Below are 26,011 nucleotides of genomic sequence, written 5' to 3' on the forward strand. Positions count from 1 at the left end.
AAGCATACCTCCGGCAAGGAGAATTATTTACCTGTAACTGCGGCGGCTGTTCCGGGTACAATCAACTCTGTAGCCACGATGACAATCACCAGCCCAACAAGCACCGGCACCGAGGTGCGTTTAACCACTTCAAAAGGCGAAATTTTTGCCATCCCGGCAACCGCAACCACAACGCCAGAGACAGGCGAAATCGTGCGACCCAGGTTTGACGCCTGTAGCATTGGAATAGTCAGGTATGCCGGGTTAATGCCTGAAGAGTGCGCCAGTTTCGGGATCATCTCAACGAATGCATAGAATGGCGCATTGCCGGAACCCGTAGTCACCGCCGCCAGCATCGTCAGGATAACCAACACCAGCATGAGGATAATGCTCGCTGAACCAAACGAGGTAGCGATTGAGATCAGGCTCTGGATAAAACCGATGGTGCTAAGTCCCTGGGCAAATACCCCCGCAGCAACTAATAGCATTACCACGTTAGCGAAGGCATCAGCCATGCCGCGATAAGCCACTTCGAGGCCAGAAAAGACTTTTTGTGTATTAAAGCTGCGAATAAATTCCAGAACGGAGGCAATCAGCATACATATCACCAGAATGGTGATGATGTGCAATTGCGGACCCCATTTGCCGTCAAAAAATAGCACGCCAATGATCGGTGTGAACGGCAGAATGGCGTAAAACGCGGGGGCGGTGGTAGTGATTTCGCTGACATCTAACATTTCATGAGAGATGTGCTCTTTTTTATCCAGATAACGCTGCCAGAAAAAATGGGCTATCGCCATGCCGATAATTGCGGCAATTGAGATAGGCAGCGTCGTTTTGAAGGCGAAGTCAATTAACGGCATTTCGGAAGCCTGCGCCGCCAGCACCACATCACCAGAAGTTGGTGCGAGAATAATTGCCGCCGGTGAGGCGCAAATGGCAGCAGCCGCGCCGCGACTAATACCTACGTTCACCATGACCGGGAACAACGTTGCCATCAGTAAAACGCCCAGGCCCGTTGCGGAGGAAACTGCCAGTGACATCAGGCAGGCAACAAAATAGGCGGCAATCATCAGCAGGTAAGGGGAGTTTATGTACTGCAGCGGTTTTGACGCCAGCTTGACGACCATATCGTTCGCGCCGATATGGGTCATATAAGCGGCAAAACCACACAGCATCATGATCATCATGCCAAGGTCGCCACCGCGACTCATCAGCAATATTTTAATGTATTCAACGATATCCGTGGCACTATAGCCCGTTGAAGTCTGGCTGGCAGGTAAAACTTTGTGCCCCATAATGGCACTGATAATCAGCAATAACAGACCACCTGCAAATAATACCCCGGTGGCGGAATACCCTTTAATGATGTAGCGAGCTACACCCACAATAACCATAACTCCAATAAGGAGCTCAATGAATGTCAGCATAATTTTTCCTGTTCCAGACTCCAAGGTAAATAATAACAAATTCCTAAGACTAAAGAAAAAATATGCCGAATAAATGGGTGGCGAATGCTGATTAAAATCAAGAAAAGCTACCATTAATACATTGATGTTTTTGTTTTTTATACCTGAATAACAAAATGCGTTTTTATGACCGGTATTTATCAATGTGATTATGTATGCTAATTGATAAGTAATTGATGCAGTTTTGTTAATCGCTTGATGGGAGAACCTTTTCTTACTTAAAAAATGATTTTCTGTATACGCGTGATGAGAGTGTAGGAGATGTTTATTTGCTGACTTATTATTTCATCTGGTTAAAAAATAAGGTTTTTTTTCTGTTGTAGATTGCGAACCGTGCTGGGATGAATTTTGTGATTAAGCAGCTATATGAAAGAAAAATACAACTTAAGTCTCCGGAATAATTTGATGATATTTTCTTGTATAACGCTATTAAATATTAAGTTTGTTCTTTAGGTTGAAGTAATTAAGGTTTGTTTATTTTAGTTTAGCTATGCTGACAGTGGATTTCTGATAAATATTTTATGGCCACTAATGGGCGCAAGTAAATGTATTGCCGTAATTCCCCTTGTTTTTATTGAGCGAATCCGTGTTGACTAAGTTTCTGCTGGTACGGATCTATGGATTACTACATTTAGATAGAATCTCGGTAAAACCTGGCATTCACTTTTCGCTTATAACAAAGAAAAAACGATCGCTATAACGAAAAATCGTGGGGCAGCGGTTTGGGTCAGTTGCGTTGGGATGAGAAAAGTAACGGGTACGGTTTGTACGTAACGACGCGTGATAACGGGAACGACATACCTGTCCCGGTGTACTGCCATTGGTTTGTGTGGGCTATGAGCTGGCTACTTTTCAGATGACCTATATTCCTGGCACCTACAACAATGGCAATGTTTACTTTGCCTGGATGCGGTTTCAGTTTTAGACAAGTTATGTTTTTACAAAACCTTTAAAAATCATAGCGTAAGGCAAGTATCACCAAAAATAACGCGACTTTTATCACTTTTTAGCAAAGTTGCACTGGACAAAGCGTACCACAATTGGTGTACTGGTAACCGACACAGCATTTGTGTCTATTTTTCATGTAAAGGTAATTTTGATGTCTAAGATTAAAGGTAACGTTAAGTGGTTTAATGAGTCCAAAGGATTCGGTTTCATTACTCCGGAAGACGGCAGCAAAGATGTGTTCGTACACTTCTCTGCAATCCAGACTAATGGTTTTAAAACTCTTGCTGAAGGTCAGCGCGTAGAGTTCGAAATCACTAACGGTGCCAAAGGCCCTTCTGCTGCAAACGTAATCGCTCTGTAAGATACGTCAGCAAGAATTCAAAACCCGCTTAATCAGCGGGTTTTTTTTGGTCTTTAGTGTGCGGTTGATGCTGAAAACAACCAGAAAGCCAGTGCAGTCATGGCAAAAGAACCTAACAGGTTTACGAAGACGTTCAGTAATGCCCAACCAAAACGCCCTTCCTGCAACAAAAACACCACTTCTGCTGAAAATGTTGAGAAGGTTGTCAACCCGCCACAAAATCCGGTGGTGATTAATACTTTCCACACTGGATCAATGTTTGTCATCCGACTGAACCAGGCAAATCCCATACCTATGATGAATGCGCCGATCAGGTTTGCTGCCAATGTACCCAAAGGAATCGCCTGATGCAGCGGGTTAAATCGCATACTTAACAGCCATCTCGCCACGCTTCCCGTACCACCGCCAATAAAAACTGCTAAAAGGAGTTGTAACACTGCAAAATCCTGCTATTTGATTTGTATGAGTGATAAGTGTAACGCCGAATAATCATCGTTGGCGAATTTTACGACTTTGGCAGGAGGTGGTAATGCTGGTTGCCGCAGGACAATTTGCTGTTACATCCGTGTGGGAAAAGAACGCTGAAATTTGCGCCTCGTTGATGGCGCAGGCGGCGGAAAACGACGTCTCGTTGTTTGTCCTGCCGGAAGCCTTGCTGGCGCGGGACGATCATGATCCGGATCTATCTGTTAAATCAGCGCAGCTGCTGGAAGGCCAATTTATCGGGCGTTTATTGCGGGAAAGTAAACGTAACATGATGACGACGATTCTGACGATTCATGTTCCCTCTACGCCGGGGCGAGCATGGAATATGCTGGTGGCTCTTCAGGCAGGAAAAATTGTCGCTCGTTATGCCAAATTGCATCTTTATGATGCGTTTTCCATTCAGGAGTCGCGTCATGTTGATGCAGGTAATGAAATAGCCCAGTTACTGGAGGTCGAAGGCATGAAGGTCGGTCTTATGACCTGCTATGACTTACGCTTTCCGGAGCTGGCGCTGGCACAGGCTATACAGGGAGCAGAAATCCTGGTCCTTCCGGCAGCCTGGGTTCGCGGACCGCTCAAAGAGCACCACTGGTCAACGTTGCTTGCTGCTCGTGCTCTGGATACCACCTGTTATATGGTGGCGGCAGGGGAGTGCGGGAACAAAAATATCGGGCAAAGCCGGATTATCGATCCCTTTGGCGTCACCATTGCGGCGGCGGCAGAAATGCCGGCCTTAATCATGGCGGAAGTGACACCTGAACGCGTGCGTCAGGTACGTGCACAACTCCCCGTCTTAAACAACCGACGGTTTGCGCCACCGCAATTATTATGATGTTTTTTTATTCGGCGCTTGATTCACCTTGTTACAGATTGCTATTGTGTGCGCGCGTCGAATGACCGTTAATATTCTCTGGTTTTTAAGGCGCGTTCTGTTGCCGGTTTTATGTCAAGAAGGTATCTATGGGTGAGATTAGTATTACCAAACTGCTGGTCGTTGCGGCACTGGTCGTTCTGCTGTTTGGGACTAAGAAGTTACGTACGCTGGGCGGAGACCTTGGAGCGGCTATCAAAGGATTCAAGAAAGCGATGAATGATGACGATGCTGCGGCGAAGAAAGGCGCAGACGTTGATCTTCAGGCTGAAAAGCTCTCTCATAAAGAGTGACGTGGCGAGCAGGACGCTCCCTCTATATCTTGTTCGATAAAAAAACCCGCTTCAGATAGCGGGTTTTTATCAGACAGATGTAAGTAATTATTACTGGATTACTTAACTTCCATCCCTTTCGCCTGCAAATCAGCGTGGTAGGAAGAACGGACAAACGGACCACATGCAGCATGGGTAAAGCCCATCGCCAGTGCCTCGGCTTTCATTTCGTCGAACTCATCCGGGCTAACGTAACGTTGAACTGGCAGGTGATGGCGGCTTGGCTGCAAATATTGCCCCAGCGTTAACATGGTCACACCATGACGACGCAGATCTCGCATCACTTCAATAATTTCTTCATTGGTTTCGCCCAGACCCACCATTAAACCCGATTTGGTCGGGATTTCCGGATGCGCTTCTTTAAAGCGTTCTAAAAGTTTCAGCGACCAGTTGTAATCCGCGCCTGGGCGTACCTGACGGTAAATACGCGGCACGTTTTCCAGGTTGTGGTTGAACACGTCTGGCGGCGTGGCGGTCAGAATATCCAGCGCGCGATCCATACGACCACGGAAATCCGGCACCAGAGTTTCAATTTTGATTTCCGGGCTTTTTTCCCGAATGGCAGTAATGCAATCCGCAAAGTGCTGGGCACCGCCATCGCGCAGGTCGTCACGGTCAACGGAGGTGATAACCACATAACGCAGTGCCATATCGGCAATGGTCTGCGCCAGTTTCACCGGCTCATTGGCATCCGGAGCTACCGGGCGACCGTGGGCAACGTCACAGAACGGACAACGGCGGGTACAAATAGCGCCGAGGATCATAAACGTTGCTGTACCGTGGTTGAAGCATTCTGCCAGGTTAGGGCAGGAGGCTTCCTCGCAGACAGAATGCAGGCCATTTTTGCGCATTGCGGCTTTGATGCCCTGGATACGTGTAGAGTCTGCAGGAAGCTTGATTTTCATCCATTCCGGCTTGCGCAGCAGGGCTTCGCGCTCTGTTGCCACGTTTTTAACCGGGATAAGGGCCATCTTATCGGCATCGCGGTATTTTACACCGCGTTCCATCACAATGGGTTTACTCATAGCGTGCGTGTTCCAGTTGCGAATTACGAAGGAAAGCGTTCAACTCAATAGATTGTTGTAATTATCAACTATTTTTGAATTAACGACTGGCAGTATATCATTGAAACGGTCCAGAAAGCAGCCAAAGCGGTCGCGAAAATGTAAAATTGTTGTTGGTTTGTGCCATTTTGTCGTTTATCTCTGTGATCTGGCTGTAACAATAATTTTTTCAAATGACGTTGTCGGTAACATCAATCACTCATGAAGTCTGAGCACGCTGGATGAATGTGTTGTAATAGACAGCAAAATCCATTTGCCCCTCATTTAATGCTGAAAAGAGCTATTTCTCCAGAGGCCTGCAACGGTTAAAGAGGACATAAATGTGGGCATGAGTAATGACCCAGTACAAGTTGGGTCATTTATGAGCGTCGTTAAGCAGATATATATTCTACGGCAGGATTATTTAGCAGGGCTAAAATATTTCTCAGCAAGCGTGGCGCAACATTGTCGGTTGTTGCATCAGGTCTCCATTGCGATATTTTAGCCATTTCCATTCCCGCATACCCACAAGGGTTAATGCGTAAAAATGGCGAAAGATCCATATTGACGTTTAATGCCAGGCCGTGGAATGAACAACCGCGACGAATACGTAAGCCGAGCGAGCAAATTTTCTTTTCCCCGACATAGACACCCGGAGCATCTGCACGAGGATGTGCATCAATATCCAGTTCAGCCAGGGTATTTACAACCGTTTGTTCGAGTAAGGTCACCAACTCACGCACACCCAGTTTGCGGCGTTTAAGATTAAACAAAACGTACATTACCTGCTGACCTGGGCCGTGATAAGTCACCTGACCGCCACGGTCGCTCTGGATCACCGGAATATCACCCGGCATTAAAATATGCTCCGCTTTTCCTGCTTGTCCCTGCGTGAATACCGGATAGTGCTCGACCAGCCAGATCTCATCAAGGGTACTTTCATCGCGGGTATCGGTGAATTCATGCATAGCCTGGGAGATTGGCTCGTAAGGCTGAAGACCGAGCTGGCGGACAAGAATTTTATCCTGATACAAAACGGCATCTCCGTGGAGAATGAGTAAAAGTGGAGAAAAAGTATATCACAGAGGAGGGAGGGGAGTTACCCGACCAGGAGGCCGGGTAATGGTAAAGCGAGTTACAGAACCATGCGGACAATATCGATTTTGCCCAGTTCTTCATACAGTGTTTCAACCTGCTCGATATGAGTGGCGTTGATAGTGATAGATACCGAGTGGTAGTTGCCTTTGCTGCTTGGTTTTACCGTTGGGGTGTAGTCACCTGGCGCATGGCGCTGTACCACTTCAACCACCTGATCAACCAGCTCAGGTAACGCCTGCCCCATAACTTTGTAAGTAAAAGGAGTAGGGAATTCAAGCAGTTCGTTAAGTTTGGTTTTCATGTCAGCTCCGGCGTAACGTAATTAAATAGCAACTCCCGCCAGAAGGCGGGAGTTTTTACTGATGCTTAGTATATGGGGGCGGAAATCACACTTTCAAGTGTTCAATTTTTAACCAAACCAGTGATGGAACATTAATTTAATGTAATCAATGATTTTGCCGAAGAAGTTGCCTTCCGGGATTTCCTGCAACACCACCAGCGGACGTTGCTCAATGGTTTTACCGTCAAGCTGGAAGTTAATAGTACCAACGACCTGATTCTTTTGCAGCGGCGCATGAAGCTCACTGCTGTTCAGCACGTAGCTGGCTTTCAGGTCTTTCATGCGGCCACGTGGGATGGTCAGGTAAACGTCTTTATCAACACCTAACGAAGCGCGATCAGAATCACCAAACCAAACCGGTTCAGAGGCGAACTCTTTGCCTACTTTCAGCGGGTTAACGGTTTCGAAGAAACGGAAGCCCCAGGTCAGCAGTTTTTTACTTTCGGCTTCACGGCCTTTGAAAGTGCGTCCGCCCATGACTGCGGAGATCAGACGCATCTGACCTTCTGTCGCAGAAGCAACAAGGTTGTAACCTGCCTTGTCAGTATGACCGGTTTTGATACCGTCAACATTCAGGCTGTTATCCCACAGCAGGCCGTTACGGTTGAGCTGACGAATACCGTTAAAGGTGAACTCTTTCTCTTTATAGATAGAGTATTCATTTGGTACGTCACGAATCAGCGCCTGACCGATCAGCGCCATATCTCGTGCAGAGCTGTACTGACCGTCAGCGTCGAGACCGTGTACGGTCTGGAAATGGGTATTTTTCAGACCCAGCGCGTTAACGTAGCTGTTCATCAGGCCAACAAAAGCATCCTGACTACCGGCGGCAAAGTCTGCCATAGCAACACAAGCATCGTTACCGGATTGCAGGTTAATACCACGGATAAGCTGCGAAACTGGAACCTGCATACCCGGTTTGAGGAACATCAGCGAAGAACCTTTAAACACCGGGTTACCGGTAGCCCAGGCGTCGTTGCCGATGGTCACTAAATCAGTTTCTTTAAATTTACCGGCTTTCATTGCCTGGCCGATAACGTAGCTGGTCATCATTTTGGTCAGGCTGGCAGGATCGCGGCGGACATCTGCGTTCTGTTCGGCGAGCACTTTGCCGGAGTTATAGTCGATCAGGATGTAGGACTCCGCGTCGATCTGCGGTACACCCGGGATCATAGTTTTGATATTCAGGTCATCGGCATGTGCAGCAGAGATAAAGGCTGTGCAAAGAGCCGTGGTGAGCGCCAGGCGCTTCATGATACGAGCGGAAGAAATGGTATTCATGGTCTGAACTACGACATCCGTGATGGAATTAAAAAAAGTGCCCTACTATAGCAAATGCACTACCGACAGGCATCTGACTTTCCGCGTGACTTTGTTAACGTCATTTACAGAAATTGACACTTCAGTTGCCTGCTTTACGCTATTGCGCGGTGGTAATAAATGACTGTAATTGGGCTTCGGTTTGTAAACGTTGCTGCAAGGTACTGGCTTCGGCTTTGCTGGCAAATGGGCCAAGCTGGATCCGCCAGACTGCGCCGTTTTGGGTCACTCGACCGGGGACGCCGAACTTCTGTCCTAACTGCTGTTGATACTGTTGAGCGCGAGCCTGATCGCTAACAGCACCGACTTGCACCATAAAGTTACCGCTGGCATTTTGCGAAGCAGCTTGCGGTGTCACCATTGCAGGTGTTGTTGCAGGCGTTGAAGCCGGTGCTGTGACCACTGGCTGTGGTGTCGGCGTCGGTTCACTGCCTTCCAGTACACCAGGCGCTAAGGTGGTTGGTGCGCCGAGGAAACCGCTGCTGGTGACAGGCGCGCCGGTCGGATCTTCACTTTTCAGCGTCGAATTGCTGACCGGAAGAATATCACCCTGCGGGCCAGATACTGAATTTGTTCCCGCTCCGCCGCTTAAGTCGGGGGGCGCTGGCAGGGCATAAGTCTGTTTGGCGACAGTGGTACAAGCCATGCCTGGACCAGAAAGAGAACCATCCTGGGCGACGATAATCGGATCGATACGAACTTTGGTGTTGTTCGAGGTGTTAAGACGGTCGGCTGCCGCGCGGGAAAGTGAAATTACGCGATCGTTGCCGTAGGGACCACGATCGTTAATGCGCACCACAATCATCCGACCATTAGCCAGGTTCGTGATTCGCGCGTAGCTGGGGATCGGCAGAGTCGGATGTGCCGCTGTTAGCTGCATCGGATCGAACGCTTCACCTGAGGCCGTCAGATTGCTGCCCGGTTCGGCATCATAAATAGCCGCCAGGCCAGCCTGACTAAAGCGTGAGGGATCCTGCACGATTTTGTAGCTTTTTCCATCGCGCTGGTAATCCTGATTCGCTGTCGCGTTCAGTGGTTCGAAACGCGGTTCTGCCCCGCCAATCTCAACTATTGGGCCGTTACATACCGCAGGCTGCGGTACACTTACCGTCTGTTGCTGACCATCATCGCTTGTACATGCCGCGAGCATTCCTGCCGCGATGCAGATCACGAGCCACTGCTTACGCATTGCGCACCTCTTACACGCTTTTCGACAACATTTTCCTGTGGGTGTGGATTGACATTACAATCCCAAACCCAGCCATCAGCACAATTAGCGCCGATCCTCCATAACTGACCAGTGGGAGCGGAACCCCTACAACCGGCAGAATACCGCTTACCATACCAATATTTACGAAGACATAAACGAATAATATCAGCATTAAACCGCCAGCCATGACGCGACCAAAGGTGGTTTGCGCTCTGGCGGCTATCCACAGCCCGCGCATGATCAGCAGAATGTAGAGAGCGAGCAGAATCAAAATGCCCACTAATCCCAGCTCTTCCGCCAGTACCGCGAAGATAAAGTCGGTATGGCGTTCGGGGAGAAATTCAAGCTGTGACTGAGTACCATGCAGCCAGCCTTTGCCGCGTAATCCGCCGGAGCCAATAGCTATTTTAGACTGAATAATGTGATAGCCCGCGCCAAGAGGGTCTGATTCTGGGTCGAGGAGCATCATTACGCGCTGGCGCTGGTAATCATGCATCAGGAAGAACCACAGAATCGGAATGAACGCTGCTACCAGCACCACTGCAACGCCGATCAGGCGCCAGCTAAGGCCAGAGAGGAACAGTACGAACAGACCGGAAAGCGCAACGAGAATTGACGTCCCCAGGTCAGGCTGCGCTGCGACCAGCAGCGTGGGCATAAATATCAGCACCAGGGCGATGGCGGTATTTTTTAACGACGGAGGACAAACGTCGCGGTTGATAAAGCGTGCCACCATCAGCGGCACAGCTATTTTGGCAATTTCCGACGGCTGGAAACGAACGATACCGAGATCCAGCCAGCGTTGAGCACCTTTGGAGATGGCGCCAAAGGCATCTACTGCTACCAGCAAAATAATACAGATGATATAGAGATAGGGCGCCCAGCCCTCATAAACGCGCGGAGGGATTTGCGCCATTACCACCATAATGACCAGACCCATTGCGATCTGACCGATTTTACGCTCCATCATGCCGATATCCTGGCCGCTGGCACTCCAGATTACCAGAGCACTGTAGACCAGCAATGCCAGTAAAATCAGCAGCATCGTGGGATCAAGATGGACTTTATCCCAGAATGTTTTTTTATTCGGATTATCCGTCATGATTAATGGTCCTCCGCTGCGGTAACCGCTGGGTTTTCCGCAGGCAGATCGGTGTTGTTATCGCCCAGCATAATGTGGTCGAGGATCTGGCGCATCAGCGTACCGACCGCCGGACCCGCGCCGCCGTTCTCCAGAATCATGGCGACAGCCACTTGCGGATTGTTATACGGCGCAAAGGCGGTCATTAATTTGTGGTCACGCAGACGCTCAGCAATTTTGTGCGCATTATAGGTTTCGTTCGCTTTCAGACCGAATACCTGAGCCGTACCAGATTTCGCCGCAATTTTGTACGGTGCGCTGGCAAAGTATTTATGCGCCGTACCGTTAGGGCGGTTAGCAACCCCGTACATACCGTCTTTCGCCAGCTCCCAGTAACCGGAATGAATATCGCCAACTGGCGGTTCATGCGGTTGTACCCATGGCACCTGTTTGCCGTCTTCGGCGGTGCTCATCAGCAAATGCGGAACTTTCACGACACCGTCATTAATCAGGATCATCAGTGCCTTACTCATCTGGATTGGGGTCGCTGTCCAGTAACCCTGACCGATACCGACCGGAATGGTGTCACCCTGATACCACGGTTTTTTAAAGCGTTTCTGTTTCCATTCGCGGGTAGGCATGTTGCCGGAACGTTCTTCTGCCAGGTCGATACCGGTGTAATGGCCATAACCGAATTTCCCCATCCATTCGGAAAGACGATCGATCCCCATATCGTAGGCCACCTGATAGAAGAAGGTATCCGCAGATTCTTCCAGCGATCTTGTGACATTCAGGCGTCCGTGACCCCATTTTTTCCAGTCACGGTAACGTTTTTCCGAACCAGGCAGCTGCCACCAGCCTGGGTCAAACAGCGTAGTATTGCGCGTGATCACCCCAGCACTTAATGCTGAAACTGCTACATAAGGTTTAACCGTAGACGCCGGTGGATAAACCCCCTGCGTGGCTCGGTTCACCAGCGGTGTGTTCGGGTCGTTCAGCAATGCGGAATAATCTTTGCTGGATATACCGTCAACAAACAAGTTTGGGTCATAGCTTGGCGTGGAAACCAGCGCCAGCACACCACCTGTGCGCGGATCGGTGACTACCACAGCCGCGCGGCTGCCTGCCAGTAGTGTTTCAATATACTGCTGGAGTTTGAGATCTATCGTCAGGTAAATATCGTGCCCGGCTTGTGGCGGTACTTCTTTTAACTGGCGGATGACGCGACCACGGTTGTTAACTTCAACCTCTTCATAACCGGTCTGACCGTGCAACACATCTTCATAGTAACGCTCAATGCCTAGCTTACCGATATCATGCGTTGCCGCATAATTGGCTAGTTTGCCGTCATTATTCAGGCGTTCGACATCTTTATCGTTGATTTTCGACACATAGCCGATGACGTGGGTCAGCGCCGAACCGTAAGGATAGTAACGGCGTTTATAGCCTTTAACTTCGACACCCGGAAAACGGTACTGATTGACGGCAAAGCGCGCCACCTGTACTTCAGTCAGGTTAGTTTTCACTGGAATCGAGGTGAAACGGTGTGAACGTGCGCGCTCTTTTCTGAATGCAGCGATATCATCATCGGTCAGATCGACCACGCTGCGCAAAGCGTCCAGCGTTTGCTGCACGTTATCGACTTTCTCCGGCATCATCTCTACCTGATAGATAGTGCGGTTGAGTGCCAGAGGGATGCCGTTACGATCGTAGATAATGCCGCGACTGGGGGCGATAGGCACCAGTTTGATGCGGTTTTCATTAGAACGGGTCTGATAATCGGTAAAACGAACAATTTGCAGATTATACAGGTTGGCGATAAGCACGCCGGTCAGCAGCAAAATTCCCAAAAAGGCGACCAGTGCCCGGCGCACAAACAGTGCGGACTCTGCCGTATAGTCGCGAAAAGAGTTCTGTAGTTTCATCCGCTGCGTTTTCTACTCAAAGCTTTCTTATCACTCACGGTGATAAGGATGGTTGGTGGTAATGCTCCACGCCCGGTACAGACTCTCTGCGACCAGTACGCGAACCAGCGGATGGGGGAGGGTCAGCGCGGAAAGCGACCAGCTTTGTTCTGCCGCTGCTTTACAGGCAGGTGATAACCCTTCAGGCCCGCCAATAAGCAGGCTGACGTCGCGGCCATCAAGCTTCCATCGTTCCAGTTCAGCGGCTAACTGCGGTGTGTCCCAGGGCTTGCCTGGAATGTCGAGGGTGACAATGCGGTTTTTGCCTGCGGCTGCCAGCATCTGCTCACCCTCTTTGTCGAGTATGCGCTTGATGTCCGCGTTCTTGCCGCGTTTCCCGGCCGGAATTTCAATCAGCTCAAAAGGCATATCTTTCGGAAAACGACGCAGGTACTCGGTAAAACCGGTTTGTACCCAGTCCGGCATTTTCGTTCCCACGGCCACAAGTTGCAGCTTCACACATTAACTCCAGAGTTTTTCCAGTTCATACAGGCGACGGCTCTCTTCCTGCATGACATGGACAATAACTTCGCCCAAATCAACGACAATCCAGTCGGCGCTGTTTTCACCTTCTACGCCGAGCGGCAATAGACCAGCAGCACGAGACTCCTGCACAACGTGGTCAGCAATGGACATAACATGACGGCTGGACGTACCCGTACAGATGATCATGCAGTCGGTGATGCTGGATTTGCCCTGAACGTCTAAGGCGATGATGTCCTGACCTTTGAGGTCATCAATTTTGTCGATAACAAAATCCTGGAGTGCTTTACCCTGCAAGTTTTCCCCCTGGGTGAATTAAAAAGATAAAAAACGGTCTGCCAGTATACCTGAACCAGAGGCGATTTCGGGACAATTGTCGCCGAATCGGCTTTCGAAAGTGGGCTATCATCCCACCCTGCGCCGCAGATTGCATCGCCATTTTTGTAAAACAATTTCTACAAAGTCGTGTTTAGCGGAAAAAGTCCGGCTGCGGAGAATATCAGCCTGTCCGGGGCTGTCAATGGGCGCTGCACCTTACATGCAAAAAAACAGAAAAGTCATGCATCCCTGTGCCATATAGCACGGCTATTGAGGACACGTAGAGTTGCGAATGCGTCATTGATTTCAATGGCGCTCCAGCAGCCCTGGTCTACACGAAAATGCCACATCGCCCCGGCTGGCATACCAAGTAAGCGTGCAATTAACAGACTCAACACGCCCTGATGGCTGATGACTAATATATTTTTGTGGTGCTGATATTCAACAAATCCGGCAATAAACCTTTCTACCCGTTGCGAAAACGCCTGAAAACCTTCGCCGTTAGTTGGGACGGCATACTGCCAGTCATTGCACCATGCGCTATAGTTTTCGGCATCTTCTTGCATCAAATCGCGATGATGCCGCATCTCCCAGTCACCAAAAAACATTTCATTAAGCTCAGGGACGGTTTGTACAGGGAGCTGGCGGTCACTGAGAACCAGCCGCGCGGTATGCTGCGCGCGTTCCAGCTCACTACATAAAACCATATCGAAGGGAACATCACGCAACAGGGTATTCAGGCTTTGAGCTTGCTCGATACCGCGTGCAGTCAGTGGCGTCGGCGCATGACCGCTGTACAATCCATCGACATTTGCCTGCGTTTCGCCGTGACGAATTAACCACAGTCGCATCATTCCCTCCGTGATGACAGGTATCAGCGATACAAGCCTTGTTGGTTAATGTAGGTCAATACCGATTCCGGTAACAAATCTTCACATGATTCGCCGTTTTGCAAGCGTTCGCGGATGATGGTCGCCGAGATGTTAAACCACGGCGTTTCAGCGAGGTAAATTTTACCGGCAGACTGAAGGTGCAGATCTTCTGGATTATGCGTCAAATGATCTTCCAGCCACTGCTGGTATTGTGGTTGCGCCATTTCAAGCGGGTAACCGGGACGCCGACAGACAATTAAATGCGCATTGTCGAGAATTGTTTCGTATTCGTACCAGGTGGGAAAAGTCAGCAGTGAATCCTGACCAATAATAAACGCCAGTGGCACATCGTCACCTTGTTCCTGTCGCCACTCTTTGAGTGTTTGCGCAGTGTAAGAGGGGGCATTGCGCTTTAACTCACGTTCATCAAGGGTAAACAGTGGTTTGTCGGCAATAGCCAGTTCAAGCATGTGTTTTCGCTGCGCGCTGTTTGCTTCCGGCTGTGGACGATGCGGAGGAACATTGTTAGGGATGATAGTCACTTGCGTCAGACCAATCAGATTCGCCAGCGTTTCCACGGGTTTAAGATGACCATAGTGCACCGGATCGAAGGTGCCGCCAAACAGAGCCTGTAAAGATTTCATATCAACCATCGATAAATACGTCTGCCAGTGGTTTATGGCACAACAGAAGAGATAATCCCTCCAGATCTGCCCAAACCGACTGGCCGTAATCTTGTTTGAGGGTGAGTTCCGTTCGTGTGAGAAGTTGCACGGCCTGACGTAACTGCGGCTGGCTTAAGCGATTTAATGCCTCGCCCATCATGCCCCGCCGGTTCTGCCAAACGCGATGCTTATCAAACAACGCGCGTAACGGCATATGGGCAGACTGACGTTTCAAATTAACCAGTAACAACAGTTCACGTTGTAATGTGCGCAACAAAATAACCGGCTCGCTGCCTTCCAGACGCAGTTGCTGAAGAATGTGCAATGCGCGCTTGCTTTTGCCCATCAACAAAGCATCGACCCAATGAAAAGGGGTGAAATGCGCGGCATCATTCACTGCCTGCTCAACGCGCGGTAATGTCAGTTTGCCGTCCGGCCAGAGAAGCGATAAACGCTCCAGCGCCTGTGCCAGCGCCAGCAGGTTACCTTCATAACAATAGCAGAGCATCTGATTTGCAGCGTCATCCAGTTCTAAGTTGAGCTGTTTTGCACGCGCAGCAACCCAGCGAGGAAGCTGAGCCTGCTCCGGTGTCTGACAGGTTACCTGCACGCTTCGATTAGCAAGAGCAGTAAACCAGGCAGCATTTTCCTGCGCTTTGCTTAATTTATTGCCGCGCACGATCAGCAGCAAATCGTCATGCAGCAGTCCGGTCAGTGTCAGAAGTTGGTCATTGATCGCCGCATTTGGTCCGTTTTCTGGTAACAGCAGCAATAGCGTTTGTCGACTGGCGAACAGGCTCATGGCCTGGCATAGCGAAAATATCGCATTCCAGTCGGTGTTGGGATCAATGGAAAAAGTGTGGTGTTCTGCAAATCCTTGTGCTGCAGCTACCTGACGAACAGCGTCCTGGCTTTCCTGCAACAACAGAGGATCGTTACCAAGCAAAAGATACGCCGCGCGCAGCCCTTCATTGAGCTGCGCGCGGAGTTGTTCCGGGTACAACCGAATCATCAGTTACCCAGCGTAGTAGAGACGCGTGCAGGCGTTGCTGCAGTATCCGTTGTTTTCGACGTATCTTCGTCGGAACGGATATCCGCAGCGCGGATGCTTGGCAGCTTACGTATCAGCTGTTCGGCAGCACGGTCGTACATCTCTTGAATGATCATGCTTTGCTCATTATCTTTCGCTAACGCCATTTGCGGGTTATCGAAGAACGAACGGAAGACTTTGGCGCTAATCGGGTAGATGTCACGGCCAGGGATCAATACTGACGCGCTGACAGTCATCACCATTTGATATTCAGCGGTTTGACCATTACGGAAAACTGAGGCGGTATCCTGGGAGATTGATACAGCACCCAAACGCAGGGATGGAACATCCTTACGCGTGGTTTCTTTATCAAGCAACTCAACACCGTTCAGACGCAACTGATTACGCACCGCACGGCTTAACGGCCCGTTCGGGTCGCCAGAGTCCAGGATCATGACCTTCATAGTGGAAGGAACCTGCGTGGTATCACGCAGATGCCAGCCACACCCGGCGGTGATTAACACCGCCAGAGATAACAACAATGTTGCCAGATATCGCACGCTTCCTCCCGCGCTTAGCCAACGACCAGATTGAGGAGTTTACCCGGTACGTAAATCACTTTACGCACGGTAACGCCATCAAGATATTTTGCTACCAGATGTTCCTGGCCAGCACGTTCGCGAACCTGTTCTTCCGTTGCATCTACCGGAACGGTGATTTTGGCACGGACTTTACCGTTAACCTGCACCACCACCAGCGTGGAATCTTCCACCATCGCTTTCTCGTCTGCAACCGGCCACGGCGCGTTGTCGATATCGCCTTCGCCTTTCAGTTCCTGCCACAGCGTGAAGCAGATGTGCGGGGTGAACGGGTTAAGCATACGGACAACGGCCAGCAGGGCTTCCTGCATCAGAGCGCGATCCTGCTCGCCATCGGTCGGTGCTTTCGCCAGTTTGTTCATCAGCTCCATAATCGCCGCAATTGCGGTGTTGAAGGTCTGACGACGACCGATATCATCGGTCACTTTAGCGATAGTTTTATGAACATCACGACGTAGAGCTTTCTGATCTTCAGTCAGTGCGTCAACGTTCAGCGCCGCAACATCACCTTTCGCAGTGTGCTCGTACACCAGTTTCCAGACACGTTTCAGGAAGCGGTTAGCCCCTTCAACGCCGGACTCCTGCCATTCGAGAGTCATATCCGCCGGAGAAGCGAACATCATAAACAGACGAACGGTGTCCGCGCCGTAACGTTCAACCATCACCTGCGGGTCGATACCGTTGTTCTTCGACTTGGACATTTTGCTCATGCCGGTATACACCAGTTCATGGCCTGCCGCGTCTTTCGCTTTCACGATACGGCCTTTCTCGTCGCGCTCAACGATAGCATCAACCGGGGAAACCCAGTTACGTTCGCCGTTTTCGCCTACATAGTAGAAGGCATCTGCCAGCACCATACCCTGACACAGCAGCTGTTTCGCTGGCTCGTCAGAGTTCACCATGCCTGCATCACGCATCAGTTTGTGGAAGAAGCGGAAGTAGAGCAGGTGCATGATGGCGTGTTCGATACCACCAATGTAGATATCTACCGGCAGCCAGTAGTTAGCTGCTTTGGAATCCAGCATACCCTCTTTGTACTCCGGGCAAGTGTAGCGCGCATAGTACCAGGAGGACTCCATAAAGGTGTCGAAAGTATCGGTTTCACGCAGTGCCGGCATACCGTTAACGGTGGTTTTCGCCCACTCAGGATCTGCTTTGATCGGGCTGGTAATACCATCCATTACCACATCTTCCGGCAGGATCACCGGCAACTGGTCGTCCGGAGTAGGCATCACAGTGCCGTCCTCCAGCGTCACCATCGGAATCGGTGCGCCCCAGTAACGCTGACGGGAAACACCCCAGTCGCGCAGGCGATAGTTTACTTTACGCTCGCCAACGCCCATTGCCGTCAATTTGTCGGCAATGGCGTTAAAGGCCGCTTCATGGTCAAGACCGTTGAACTCACCAGAGTTGAACAGCACGCCTTTTTCAGTCAGGGCTTGCTGAGAAAGATCTGGCTCAGAGCCGTCAGCAGCCAGGATCACCGGTTTGATGTTCAGGCCGTATTTAGAGGCAAACTCGTAGTCGCGCTGGTCGTGACCCGGAACCGCCATGACTGCGCCAGTGCCGTACTCCATCAATACGAAGTTTGCTGCCCAAACCGGAATTTCTTCGCCCGTTAATGGGTGAACCGCTTTAAAGCCGGTATCGACACCTTTTTTCTCCATTGTCGCCATTTCAGCTTCGGCAACTTTGGTGTTACGGCATTCGTCGATAAAGGACGCCAGTTCAGGATTATTTTCTGCCGCTTTCTGTGCCAGCGGATGACCCGCCGCTACCGCCAGATAAGTACAACCCATAAAGGTGTCCGGGCGGGTAGTGTAAACGGTCAGCGTGTTGTCATAGTCGTTAACGTTGAAGGTGATTTCCACGCCTTCGGAACGACCGATCCAGTTACGCTGCATGGTTTTAACGGTGTCTGGCCAGTGATCCAGTTTATCCAGATCGTTGAGCAGTTCGTCAGCGTAAGCGGTGATTTTGATAAACCACTGCGGGATCTCTTTACGTTCAACTTTGGTATCGCAGCGCCAGCAGCAGCCGTCGATAACCTGTTCGTTCGCCAGTACGGTCTGGTCGTTCGGACACCAGTTGACCGCAGAAGTCTTCTTATATACCAGGCCTTTTTTATACAGCTCGGTGAAGAATTTCTGTTCCCAACGGTAGTATTCCGGCGTACAGGTTGCCAGCTCGCGGCTCCAGTCATAACCAAAGCCCAGCATTTTGAGCTGGTTTTTCATATACGCGATGTTGTCGTACGTCCACGGTGCCGGAGCGGTGTTGTTTTTCACCGCCGCGCCTTCCGCAGGCAGACCAAACGCGTCCCAGCCGATCGGCTGCAGGACGTTTTTGCCCAGCATACGCTGGTAGCGGGCGATCACGTCACCGATGGTGTAGTTACGTACGTGGCCCATGTGTAGTCGACCAGAAGGATAGGGAAGCATAGACAGGCAGTAATACTTCTCTTTGCTCTCGTCTTCGGTTACTTCAAATGTGCGCTTCTCATCCCAATGAAGCTGTACTTTGGATTCTATCTCTTCCGGGCGGTATTGCTCTTGCATGGCAGCCAGTGGTCCTGTTTTCAATACGGCTACAAATGTAGCGTTGAGGTGGTTTTTCAGATCCGCATAGCATAGCCCAAACGTCCGCGTCAAAACAGCCTTTCGCGCACTCGACGTTGAAATGATGCCCGGATTATTCATACATTAATTTACAGAGTTTGTGGGCGTATTAGCAAAGCAAGGAACAAAGAACGTCTATTATTATAGTCAGTTAACGACCCGGGAGATGAAACGATGAACAAGGTTGCTCAATATTACCGTGAACTGGTCGCGTCACTGAGCGAACGCCTGCGTAATGGCGAACGTGATATCGACGCACTGGTGGAACAGGCGCGGGAGCGCGTAATAAAAACAGGGGAGTTAACGCGAACCGAGGTCGATGAGTTGACGCGAGCTGTCAGACGTGACCTGGAAGAGTTCGCCATGAGCTATGAAGAGAGCCTGAAAGAAGAATCTGACAGCGTCTTTATGCGGGTGATAAAAGAAAGCTTGTGGCAGGAGCTGGCAGACATCACCGATAAAACGCAGCTTGAATGGCGCGAAGTTTTCCAGGATCTCAACCATCACGGGGTTTATCACAGCGGAGAAGTGGTAGGGCTGGGGAATCTGGTCTGCGAGAAATGTCACTTCCATCTCCCGATCTACACGCCGGAAGTCCTAACGCTATGCCCGAAATGTGGTCATGACCAGTTCCAGAGACGCCCGTTCGAGCCGTAATGGTAGTGCCGGATGACGTGATACCATCCGGCGAGTTATTAAGCGTAAAATTTAAGCCGTTCAGCCAGTAAATCAACAAAGCCCTGACGATCAACATCGACCATTACAGTGGCATTCGGTTTATTGCCAGTCAGATAATAATAATCAACCACCGTCATACCCTGGGTATATTTCCCCTGTGTTTCCACGCCGACCCAGCGTTCAACGGTGGTGAACAGTTCAGGTTTCAGTAGCCAGGCGATGGTGCATGGGTCATGCAGTGGTGCGCCGACAAAGCCCCATTTTTCGTCTTTATGATATTCGAGGAAGAAATCCAGCAGTTCGGCAACAATGGTTGAAACAGGGTTGCCAATCGCGCGGAAACGCTCGGTGTCCTCAACGTGGATTTGTGCTTTGTGAGTAACATCCAGACCGGCCATCACCACCGGGATCCCTGACTGGAAGACAATTTCTGCCGCTTCCGGGTCAACGTAAATATTAAATTCCGCCGCTGGCGTCCAGTTACCAAGCCCCATTGCACCGCCCATAATCACGATACGGGCGATTTTGCTATGCAGTTCCGGATGGCTATTGAGCAGCAAGGCGACGTTAGTTTGTGGTCCGGTAGAAACAATGGTGACGGGGTCAGCACTTTCGCGCAGCGTTTTCGCCATCAGCTCCACCGCCGTGCAATTTTGCGGCGCAAATGCGGGTTCCGGTAATGCCGGACCGTCCAGCCCACTTTCGCCGTGCACGTTGTCCGCGATAATCAACTCACGCATTAACGGTTTCACCGCGCCGCCTGCTACCGGAATATCGGTGCGATTAAGCAAGGTCAGCATACGCAGAACATTACGTAAGGTTTTTTCTGGTGTCTGGTTTCCGGCGGAGGAAGTAATCGCTTTGACATCAAGCTCTGGCGAGGCGAGGGCGAGAACTATTGCGATAGCGTCATCATGACCTGGGTCGCAATCTAACAGAATTGGCAGTGCCATTGTTGCTCCTTGTTGTGTGCTTCTTTGCGACAAGGGTAACGCCAGGATGTAACAGATACGAGGAGCGAAACGATAAAGCGTGAGATGGCGCGCACTTGGCTATGCGCGCCAGAGGGATTAATGCAGGATTTTCGCGAGGAAGTCTTTCGCGCGGTCCGATTTCGGATCATCGAAGAAAGCGTCTTTCGGCGAGTCTTCGACAATTTTACCCTCATCCATAAAGATCACCCGATTCGCCACTTTGCGGGCAAAGCCCATTTCGTGGGTCACCACCATCATGGTCATTCCTTCGTTCGCCAGTTCGACCATCACGTCCAGTACTTCGTTGATCATCTCCGGATCGAGTGCCGACGTCGGTTCGTCGAACAACATCGCAATAGGATCCATGCACAACGCGCGAGCGATTGCCACACGCTGCTGCTGACCGCCGGAAAGCTGCGCCGGGAACTTATTGGCGTGAGCAGAAAGCCCGACTCGCTCCAGCAATTTCAGTGCTTTTTCACGAGCCGGTGCTTTATCGCGTTTAAGCACTTTCACCTGAGCCAGCGTCAGGTTTTCGATAATCGACAGATGGGGGAACAGTTCAAAATGCTGGAACACCATGCCGACGCGGGATCGCAGCTTTGCCAGATCGGTTTTCTTGTCATTAACCACGATGCCATCCACGGTGATTTCGCCTTGCTGCACCGGTTCGAGGCCGTTGACGGTTTTTATCAGCGTTGATTTACCGGAGCCGGACGGGCCACAAACCACCACCACTTCGCCTTTTTTCACTTCGGTTGAGCAGTCGGTCAGCACCTGAAAGTGACCATACCATTTTGAAACATTTTTCAGGGAAATCATTATGCTGTCCTTCTTTTCAAGTAGCTGACCAACAACGATGCGCTAAGGCTAATAACGAAATAAACAAATCCGGCAAACAGGATCATCTCAACCTGCGTACCATCACGTTCACCAATGGTTGAGGCGGTACGGAAGAAATCGGCCAGAGATAACACATACACCAGCGAGGTATCCTGAAACAGTACGATGCCCTGAGTGAGCAGTAGCGGCACCATTGCACGGAATGCCTGCGGCAGAATAATCAGTTTCATCGACTGCCAGTGGGTCATGCCGAGTGCCAGCGCGGCGCTCGACTGCCCACGGGAGATACTTTGAATACCGGCGCGGATAATCTCGGAATAGTAGGCCGCTTCAAACATCGAAAACGCCACCATGGCAGAAATTAAGCGGATATCTGTTTTTGGTGATAATCCCAGCACGTTTTGCAGAAAACCCGGCACGATCAGGTAAAACCATAGCAGAACCATTACTAATGGGATTGAACGGAACACGTTAACGTAGGCTTTGGCAAACCACGCCACGGGCGCAAAGCTGGACAGGCGCATCACCGCCAGCATGGTGCCCCATAAAATACCAATCACGACTGCCGTGATGGTAATTTTCAGGGTGATCACCAGCCCGTCCAGCAGATACGGCAGGGAAGGAACTATGGAACTCCAGTCAAACTCGTACATTACTTGCCTCCCATGTTGCCGGGCAGGCGAACTTTACGTTCAACCAGCGTCATCACCAGCATGATAACCGCGTTAATCAATACATACGCCAGCGTAATGGCGGTAAACGATTCCCAGGCGTGGGCGGAGTAATCGAGCAATTTACCGGCCTGCGCCGCCATATCCACCAGCCCGATGGTCGAGGCGATGGCGGAGTTTTTCACCAGGTTCATCATCTCGGACGTCATCGGCGGGACGATAACGCGATAAGCGTTAGGCAACAGCACGTAGCGATAAGCCTGTGGTAGCGTCAACCCCATCGCCAGCGCGGCATTTTTTTGCCCACGTGGCAGCGACTGGATCGCGGCGCGCACCTGTTCGCAAACACGAGCGGCGGTAAACAGCCCCAGACAGAGCATGGATGAAAGGAAAAACTGAATATTGGGATCCAGCTCGGCCTTAAACCACATGCCGATCTTCTCCGGCAGTAGCTCCGGGATCACCAGATACCAGGTAAAGAACTGCACAATCAGTGGCACGTTGCGGAACAGTTCGACATACAACGTACCCAGACCGGAGAGAAAACGGTTAGGAACGGTACGCAAAATGCCGAATAACGAGCCGACGAGGAAAGCGATAATCCAGGCGCAGATCGACAGAGCGATCGTCACCTGAAAGCCGCTCCAGATCCAGCCGAGATAGGTGGTGTTGCCGAACGGGGCTTGTTGTAAAAAAATACCCCAGTTCCAGTCTATAGACATAAATCTACTCCAGAAAAAAGAGGGTAGCAGCGTTAACTGCTACCCTCGAAGATTGTTACCCAGCGTATTGCGGTTTTCAGGCCCGATGGGGAACGACCATCAGGCGTATAGTCTGTCCGTGCTACGTAACAATCGAGAGGGCTGGAATTTCCGCCCCTGGTTCTTGTAATTAGTTCAGTGCCTTGTCATTCGGTTCTTTGAACAGTGCTTTCATTTCGTCTGACAGTTCGAAATTCATGTTCAGGTTTTTTGGCGGAATTGGATTTTTGAACCACTTATCAAACCATTTTTCCGCTTCACCGGAGGTCTGCACCTGAGCGATGGTGTCATCCATCAGCTTTTTGAACTGCGGATCATCTTTACGCAACATGCAACCGTAAGCTTCCTGAGACTGCGGTTTGCCGACGATATCCCAGTTGTCTGGTTTCTTCGCTTTCGCACGTTCACCGGCCAGCAAGGCGTCATCCATCATAAAGGCAACGGCACGACCGCTTTCCAGGGTGCGGAAAGAGTCACCGTGATCTTTGGCGCTGATAATGCGCATATTCATTTTTTGCTCTTCATTCAGTTTGTTGAGCAAAACTTCAGAGGTGGTGCCGGAAGTGACGACTACGGCTTTATCTTTCAGATCGGCAAAATCTTTAACATCGCCACCTTTTTTGGTCAGCAGGCGCGTACCGACCACGAAAATGGTGTCAGAGAAAGCCGCCTGTTTCTGGCGTTCGAGGTTGTTGGTGGTAGAACCACATTCAAAATCGAAAGTGCCGTTTTGCAGCAGTGGAATACGGTTTTGTGAGGTGATCGGAATCAGTTTCACCTGCAAGTCCGGTTTGTTGAGTTTCTTTTTCACTGCTTCAACAATGGCGTTGGAGTAATCCTGCGAGTAACCCACCACTTTTTGCTGATTGTCGTAATAAGAGAAAGGTACTGAAGATTCACGGTGACCGACGACAATCACGCCGTTTTTGGCGATTTTGTCCAGCGTACTGCCCGCTGCCGGGGCAGCGTCTTCTGCCTGTGCCAGTCCAGCAGAAAGCGCCAGGGCCAGGATTGCTGTGGCAGGTTTACGTAATTGCATATCCAACTCCTTTATCTCCTGCGTTAAGAACGCATGGATACCCGTTGTGAGTGTTTGTGTTGTTATCGTCTGCAACTTTATTGTGCAGTGTTGTGCCTGTTAGGTAACATTTAGTTTGGCTAAATGTAAAGATATTGCTGTTTTATTGTTTGTTTTTGCGAGATGTACCGCACCATTCCGAAGCAAAATTCTTAAAATGCACCTTTTTGGTGCTATTGCTGTATTGCTGTGGTGCAACCGGGTTGCGCTAATGCCGGTTCAGGGTTTGCCTTGTATAACAAAGCAATAGATGTGCCAAAGTTGGATAGGGGAATTTTGTTATCCGGATAACGCACTGATGCCGCATCCGGCGAGCGTGCCGAAATACGGGATGTATTCCGGCACGATAAGAAGGGGTTATTTACGTCGCTGACGCAGGCTCATCAACACAGCGGCAAAACCAAACAGTGCCGTCAGCACCCACAGCGGCCAGTTGCCGGTACGTGCGTAAGGTGTGAGTCCGGTGGTCGGCGTCACGTGAGTGGTTAACACCTCGCGGGTGAACTGCGGGATCATCGCCTGAATCTCACCCTGCGGGCCAATCACCGCTGTAATGCCGTTGTTGGTGCTGCGCAACAGTGGGCGCGCCAGCTCCAGCGCACGCATTCGCGCCATCTGGAAGTGCTGCCACGGGCCAATAGACTTGCCGAACCACGCATCGTTGGAGATAGTCAGCAGATAGTCGGTATCCGGGCGGAAGTTATCGCGCACTTGCTCGCCGAGAATGATCTCGTAGCAAATAGCCGCAGTAAGCTCAATACCATTCACCGACAGCGGCGGCTGGATATATGGTCCACGGCTGAATGAGGACATCGGCAGATCAAAGAACGGCGCTAACGGACGCAGAATCGACTCCAGCGGGACAAACTCGCCAAACGGCACCAGATGGTTTTTGTTATAGCGATCGGCTGATTCGTAGCTGTACGGTGCACCTTTACCCAGCGTGATGATGGTGTTGTAGGTATCGTAGCGGTTCTGTTTATTGAGACGCGCGTCAACAATCCCGGTTACCAGCGAGCTACCTTTATCGCGCAACTCACCGTCCAGTGCTTTGAGGAACTGTTGCTGATTAATTTCCAGATCGGTTATCGCCGACTCCGGCCAGATAATCAACGATGATTTGCCCATCAGCGGTGCCGTTGCGTTGTAGTAAATCTTCAGCGTATTAAGAAGCTGGCCTTCGTCCCATTTCAGCGATTGCGGAATATCGCCCTGAACCATCGAAACCTGAATGGTTTTCTCCGGTTGCGGGGTAAACCACAGGATGTAACGCAGCGGGAAGGGAAGTGCGAACAGCACGACGGCCACCACCAGCGGACGCCAGTTGCGTTTGACCAACGCCAGCGCCAGCAGGCCGCTTACCATCATCAGCAGGAAGTTAATGGCTTCCACGCCCATTATCGGTGCCAGTCCTTTTAACGGGCCGTCAATCTGGCTATAGCCGAACTGTAACCACGGGAAGCCGGTCAGCACCCAACCGCGCAGAAACTCGGTCACTTGCCAGAGAGCAGGGGCGGCAATCGCCACGCGCAGCCAGGTTGTTTTTGGCCACAGACGCGACAGCACGCCAGCAAATAGTCCGGTATACAGCGACAAATACGCCGCCAGCAGCACCACCAGGAAGATGTTAACCGGGCCAGGCATTCCACCAAAGGTCGCGATGCTGACATAGACCCAGTTAATACCGCTGCCAAAGAGGCCAAATCCCCAGCAAAAGCCAATAGCGGCAGACTGGAGTGGACGGCGGTTAAAGGTCAACGTCTGAAGCCCCATCAGCGAAACAATCGCCGCAGGCCAGACGTCGTAAGGAGAGAAGGCCAGCGTTCCGCAGGCACCGAATAATAACGCCAGCAGCAGGCGAATGCGCTGGCGTTCAATTAATGAGGCAAAAGCCATGTAGTTATCTATCCAGTTTCGGT

Annotated in this window: 26 protein-coding genes and 1 pseudogene; 5 read left to right on the forward strand and 22 right to left on the reverse strand. The window is 50.7% G+C overall.

Annotated elements, in window-relative coordinates:
• Positions 1-23: 23 nt before the first annotated feature.
• Positions 24-1,409, reverse strand: a complete 1,386-nt coding sequence (gene dcuC / locus A7Z06_RS03545; RefSeq protein WP_000955045.1) for an anaerobic C4-dicarboxylate transporter DcuC — start codon at positions 1,407-1,409, stop codon at positions 24-26.
• Positions 1,410-2,099: 690 nt separating this feature from the next.
• On the opposite strand from dcuC, the pseudogene pagP reads away from it, so the two are divergent.
• Together pagP and cspE are read left to right on the forward strand one after the other, a co-directional pair.
• Positions 2,100-2,373 (forward strand): annotated as a pseudogene (pagP, locus tag A7Z06_RS22205) (lipid IV(A) palmitoyltransferase PagP); the annotation flags it as partial.
• Positions 2,374-2,547: 174 nt separating this feature from the next.
• Positions 2,548-2,757 carry a transcription antiterminator/RNA stability regulator CspE gene (gene cspE, locus A7Z06_RS03555; RefSeq protein WP_000034825.1) on the forward strand — a complete coding sequence of 70 codons (210 nt, stop codon included), beginning with the start codon at positions 2,548-2,550 and terminating at the stop codon, positions 2,755-2,757.
• 53 nt (positions 2,758-2,810) lie between these two features.
• Here the strand turns inward: cspE and crcB are convergent, their stop codons facing one another.
• The gene (crcB, locus tag A7Z06_RS03560) at positions 2,811-3,194 is read right to left on the reverse strand and encodes a fluoride efflux transporter CrcB (RefSeq protein WP_000939738.1); all 384 of its coding nucleotides are present in this window, start codon (positions 3,192-3,194) and stop codon (positions 2,811-2,813) included.
• Positions 3,195-3,286: 92 nt separating this feature from the next.
• Here crcB and A7Z06_RS03565 point away from each other — a divergent pair, with 92 nt between their 5' ends.
• Positions 3,287-4,075 (forward strand): deaminated glutathione amidase, encoded by a 789-nt coding sequence (locus A7Z06_RS03565; protein ID WP_010346575.1) that lies wholly within the window; start codon positions 3,287-3,289, stop codon positions 4,073-4,075.
• Positions 4,076-4,203: 128 nt separating this feature from the next.
• Positions 4,204-4,407 carry a twin-arginine translocase subunit TatE gene (gene tatE / locus A7Z06_RS03570; RefSeq protein ID WP_000503931.1) on the forward strand — a complete coding sequence of 68 codons (204 nt, stop codon included), beginning with the start codon at positions 4,204-4,206 and terminating at the stop codon, positions 4,405-4,407.
• Between the two features lie 98 nt (positions 4,408-4,505).
• On the opposite strand, the gene lipA is transcribed toward tatE, so the two are convergent.
• The 14 genes from lipA to leuS form a co-directional block, all read right to left on the reverse strand.
• Positions 4,506-5,471 (reverse strand): lipoyl synthase, encoded by a 966-nt coding sequence (gene lipA / locus A7Z06_RS03575; protein WP_000042625.1) that lies wholly within the window; start codon positions 5,469-5,471, stop codon positions 4,506-4,508.
• 410 nt (positions 5,472-5,881) lie between these two features.
• Positions 5,882-6,523 carry a lipoyl(octanoyl) transferase LipB gene (lipB, locus tag A7Z06_RS03585; protein ID WP_000284039.1) on the reverse strand — a complete coding sequence of 214 codons (642 nt, stop codon included), beginning with the start codon at positions 6,521-6,523 and terminating at the stop codon, positions 5,882-5,884.
• A gap of 101 nt (positions 6,524-6,624) precedes the next feature.
• Positions 6,625-6,888 carry a DUF493 family protein YbeD gene (ybeD, locus tag A7Z06_RS03590; RefSeq protein WP_000850550.1) on the reverse strand — a complete coding sequence of 88 codons (264 nt, stop codon included), beginning with the start codon at positions 6,886-6,888 and terminating at the stop codon, positions 6,625-6,627.
• A 108-nt stretch (positions 6,889-6,996) separates the two neighbouring features.
• The gene (gene dacA / locus A7Z06_RS03595; protein ID WP_001092444.1) at positions 6,997-8,208 is read right to left on the reverse strand and encodes a D-alanyl-D-alanine carboxypeptidase DacA; all 1,212 of its coding nucleotides are present in this window, start codon (positions 8,206-8,208) and stop codon (positions 6,997-6,999) included.
• A 139-nt stretch (positions 8,209-8,347) separates the two neighbouring features.
• The gene (rlpA, locus tag A7Z06_RS03600) at positions 8,348-9,436 is read right to left on the reverse strand and encodes an endolytic peptidoglycan transglycosylase RlpA (protein WP_001231443.1); all 1,089 of its coding nucleotides are present in this window, start codon (positions 9,434-9,436) and stop codon (positions 8,348-8,350) included.
• Between the two features lie 10 nt (positions 9,437-9,446).
• Entirely contained in the window at positions 9,447-10,559 is a 1,113-nt protein-coding gene (gene mrdB / locus A7Z06_RS03605; RefSeq protein ID WP_000131717.1) for a peptidoglycan glycosyltransferase MrdB, read from the reverse strand.
• 2 nt (positions 10,560-10,561) lie between these two features.
• A complete protein-coding gene (gene mrdA / locus A7Z06_RS03610; RefSeq protein WP_000776207.1) occupies positions 10,562-12,463 on the reverse strand; it encodes a peptidoglycan DD-transpeptidase MrdA in 1,902 nt (633 codons plus the stop codon).
• 30 nt (positions 12,464-12,493) lie between these two features.
• Complete coding sequence (rlmH, locus tag A7Z06_RS03615) at positions 12,494-12,961, reverse strand: 23S rRNA (pseudouridine(1915)-N(3))-methyltransferase RlmH (RefSeq protein ID WP_000776104.1); 468 nt, start codon at positions 12,959-12,961, stop codon at positions 12,494-12,496.
• A gap of 3 nt (positions 12,962-12,964) precedes the next feature.
• On the reverse strand, positions 12,965-13,282 hold the full coding sequence (rsfS, locus tag A7Z06_RS03620) for a ribosome silencing factor (RefSeq protein ID WP_001161665.1): 318 nt from the start codon (positions 13,280-13,282) through the stop codon (positions 12,965-12,967).
• A 260-nt stretch (positions 13,283-13,542) separates the two neighbouring features.
• Positions 13,543-14,154 (reverse strand): adenosylcobalamin/alpha-ribazole phosphatase, encoded by a 612-nt coding sequence (locus A7Z06_RS03630; protein WP_010346554.1) that lies wholly within the window; start codon positions 14,152-14,154, stop codon positions 13,543-13,545.
• 23 nt (positions 14,155-14,177) lie between these two features.
• Entirely contained in the window at positions 14,178-14,819 is a 642-nt protein-coding gene (gene nadD, locus A7Z06_RS03635; protein ID WP_024165169.1) for a nicotinate-nucleotide adenylyltransferase, read from the reverse strand.
• A 1-nt stretch (position 14,820) separates the two neighbouring features.
• Complete coding sequence (gene holA, locus A7Z06_RS03640) at positions 14,821-15,852, reverse strand: DNA polymerase III subunit delta (protein WP_000620515.1); 1,032 nt, start codon at positions 15,850-15,852, stop codon at positions 14,821-14,823.
• On the reverse strand, positions 15,852-16,430 hold the full coding sequence (lptE, locus tag A7Z06_RS03645) for an LPS assembly lipoprotein LptE (protein ID WP_001269667.1): 579 nt from the start codon (positions 16,428-16,430) through the stop codon (positions 15,852-15,854). Before lptE ends, holA begins: the two co-directional genes overlap by 1 nt.
• A gap of 14 nt (positions 16,431-16,444) precedes the next feature.
• The gene (gene leuS, locus A7Z06_RS03650; protein WP_010346551.1) at positions 16,445-19,027 is read right to left on the reverse strand and encodes a leucine--tRNA ligase; all 2,583 of its coding nucleotides are present in this window, start codon (positions 19,025-19,027) and stop codon (positions 16,445-16,447) included.
• Between the two features lie 234 nt (positions 19,028-19,261).
• Between leuS and A7Z06_RS03655 the strand changes: the two genes are divergently transcribed.
• A complete protein-coding gene (locus A7Z06_RS03655; protein ID WP_001044880.1) occupies positions 19,262-19,744 on the forward strand; it encodes a zinc ribbon-containing protein in 483 nt (160 codons plus the stop codon).
• A gap of 38 nt (positions 19,745-19,782) precedes the next feature.
• Here A7Z06_RS03655 and rihA read toward each other — a convergent pair whose 3' ends face one another.
• The 6 genes from rihA to lnt all read right to left on the reverse strand — a co-directional run bounded on the left by rihA (position 19,783) and on the right by lnt (position 25,988).
• Positions 19,783-20,718 carry a pyrimidine-specific ribonucleoside hydrolase RihA gene (gene rihA / locus A7Z06_RS03660; protein ID WP_001207497.1) on the reverse strand — a complete coding sequence of 312 codons (936 nt, stop codon included), beginning with the start codon at positions 20,716-20,718 and terminating at the stop codon, positions 19,783-19,785.
• A gap of 117 nt (positions 20,719-20,835) precedes the next feature.
• The gene (gene gltL / locus A7Z06_RS03665; RefSeq protein WP_000624497.1) at positions 20,836-21,561 is read right to left on the reverse strand and encodes a glutamate/aspartate ABC transporter ATP-binding protein GltL; all 726 of its coding nucleotides are present in this window, start codon (positions 21,559-21,561) and stop codon (positions 20,836-20,838) included.
• On the reverse strand, positions 21,561-22,235 hold the full coding sequence (gltK, locus tag A7Z06_RS03670) for a glutamate/aspartate ABC transporter permease GltK (protein WP_000272809.1): 675 nt from the start codon (positions 22,233-22,235) through the stop codon (positions 21,561-21,563). Before gltK ends, gltL begins: the two co-directional genes overlap by 1 nt.
• The gene (gene gltJ / locus A7Z06_RS03675; protein WP_000020950.1) at positions 22,235-22,975 is read right to left on the reverse strand and encodes a glutamate/aspartate ABC transporter permease GltJ; all 741 of its coding nucleotides are present in this window, start codon (positions 22,973-22,975) and stop codon (positions 22,235-22,237) included. Before gltJ ends, gltK begins: the two co-directional genes overlap by 1 nt.
• A gap of 169 nt (positions 22,976-23,144) precedes the next feature.
• Positions 23,145-24,053, reverse strand: a complete 909-nt coding sequence (gene gltI, locus A7Z06_RS03680; protein WP_010346547.1) for a glutamate/aspartate ABC transporter substrate-binding protein GltI — start codon at positions 24,051-24,053, stop codon at positions 23,145-23,147.
• Positions 24,054-24,449: 396 nt separating this feature from the next.
• Positions 24,450-25,988 (reverse strand): apolipoprotein N-acyltransferase, encoded by a 1,539-nt coding sequence (lnt, locus tag A7Z06_RS03685; protein ID WP_000853088.1) that lies wholly within the window; start codon positions 25,986-25,988, stop codon positions 24,450-24,452.
• Positions 25,989-26,011 lie beyond the last annotated feature (23 nt).

The organism is Escherichia sp. MOD1-EC6819 (assembly GCF_002965765.1).
In the GTDB taxonomy this organism is placed as follows: domain Bacteria; phylum Pseudomonadota; class Gammaproteobacteria; order Enterobacterales; family Enterobacteriaceae; genus Escherichia; species Escherichia ruysiae.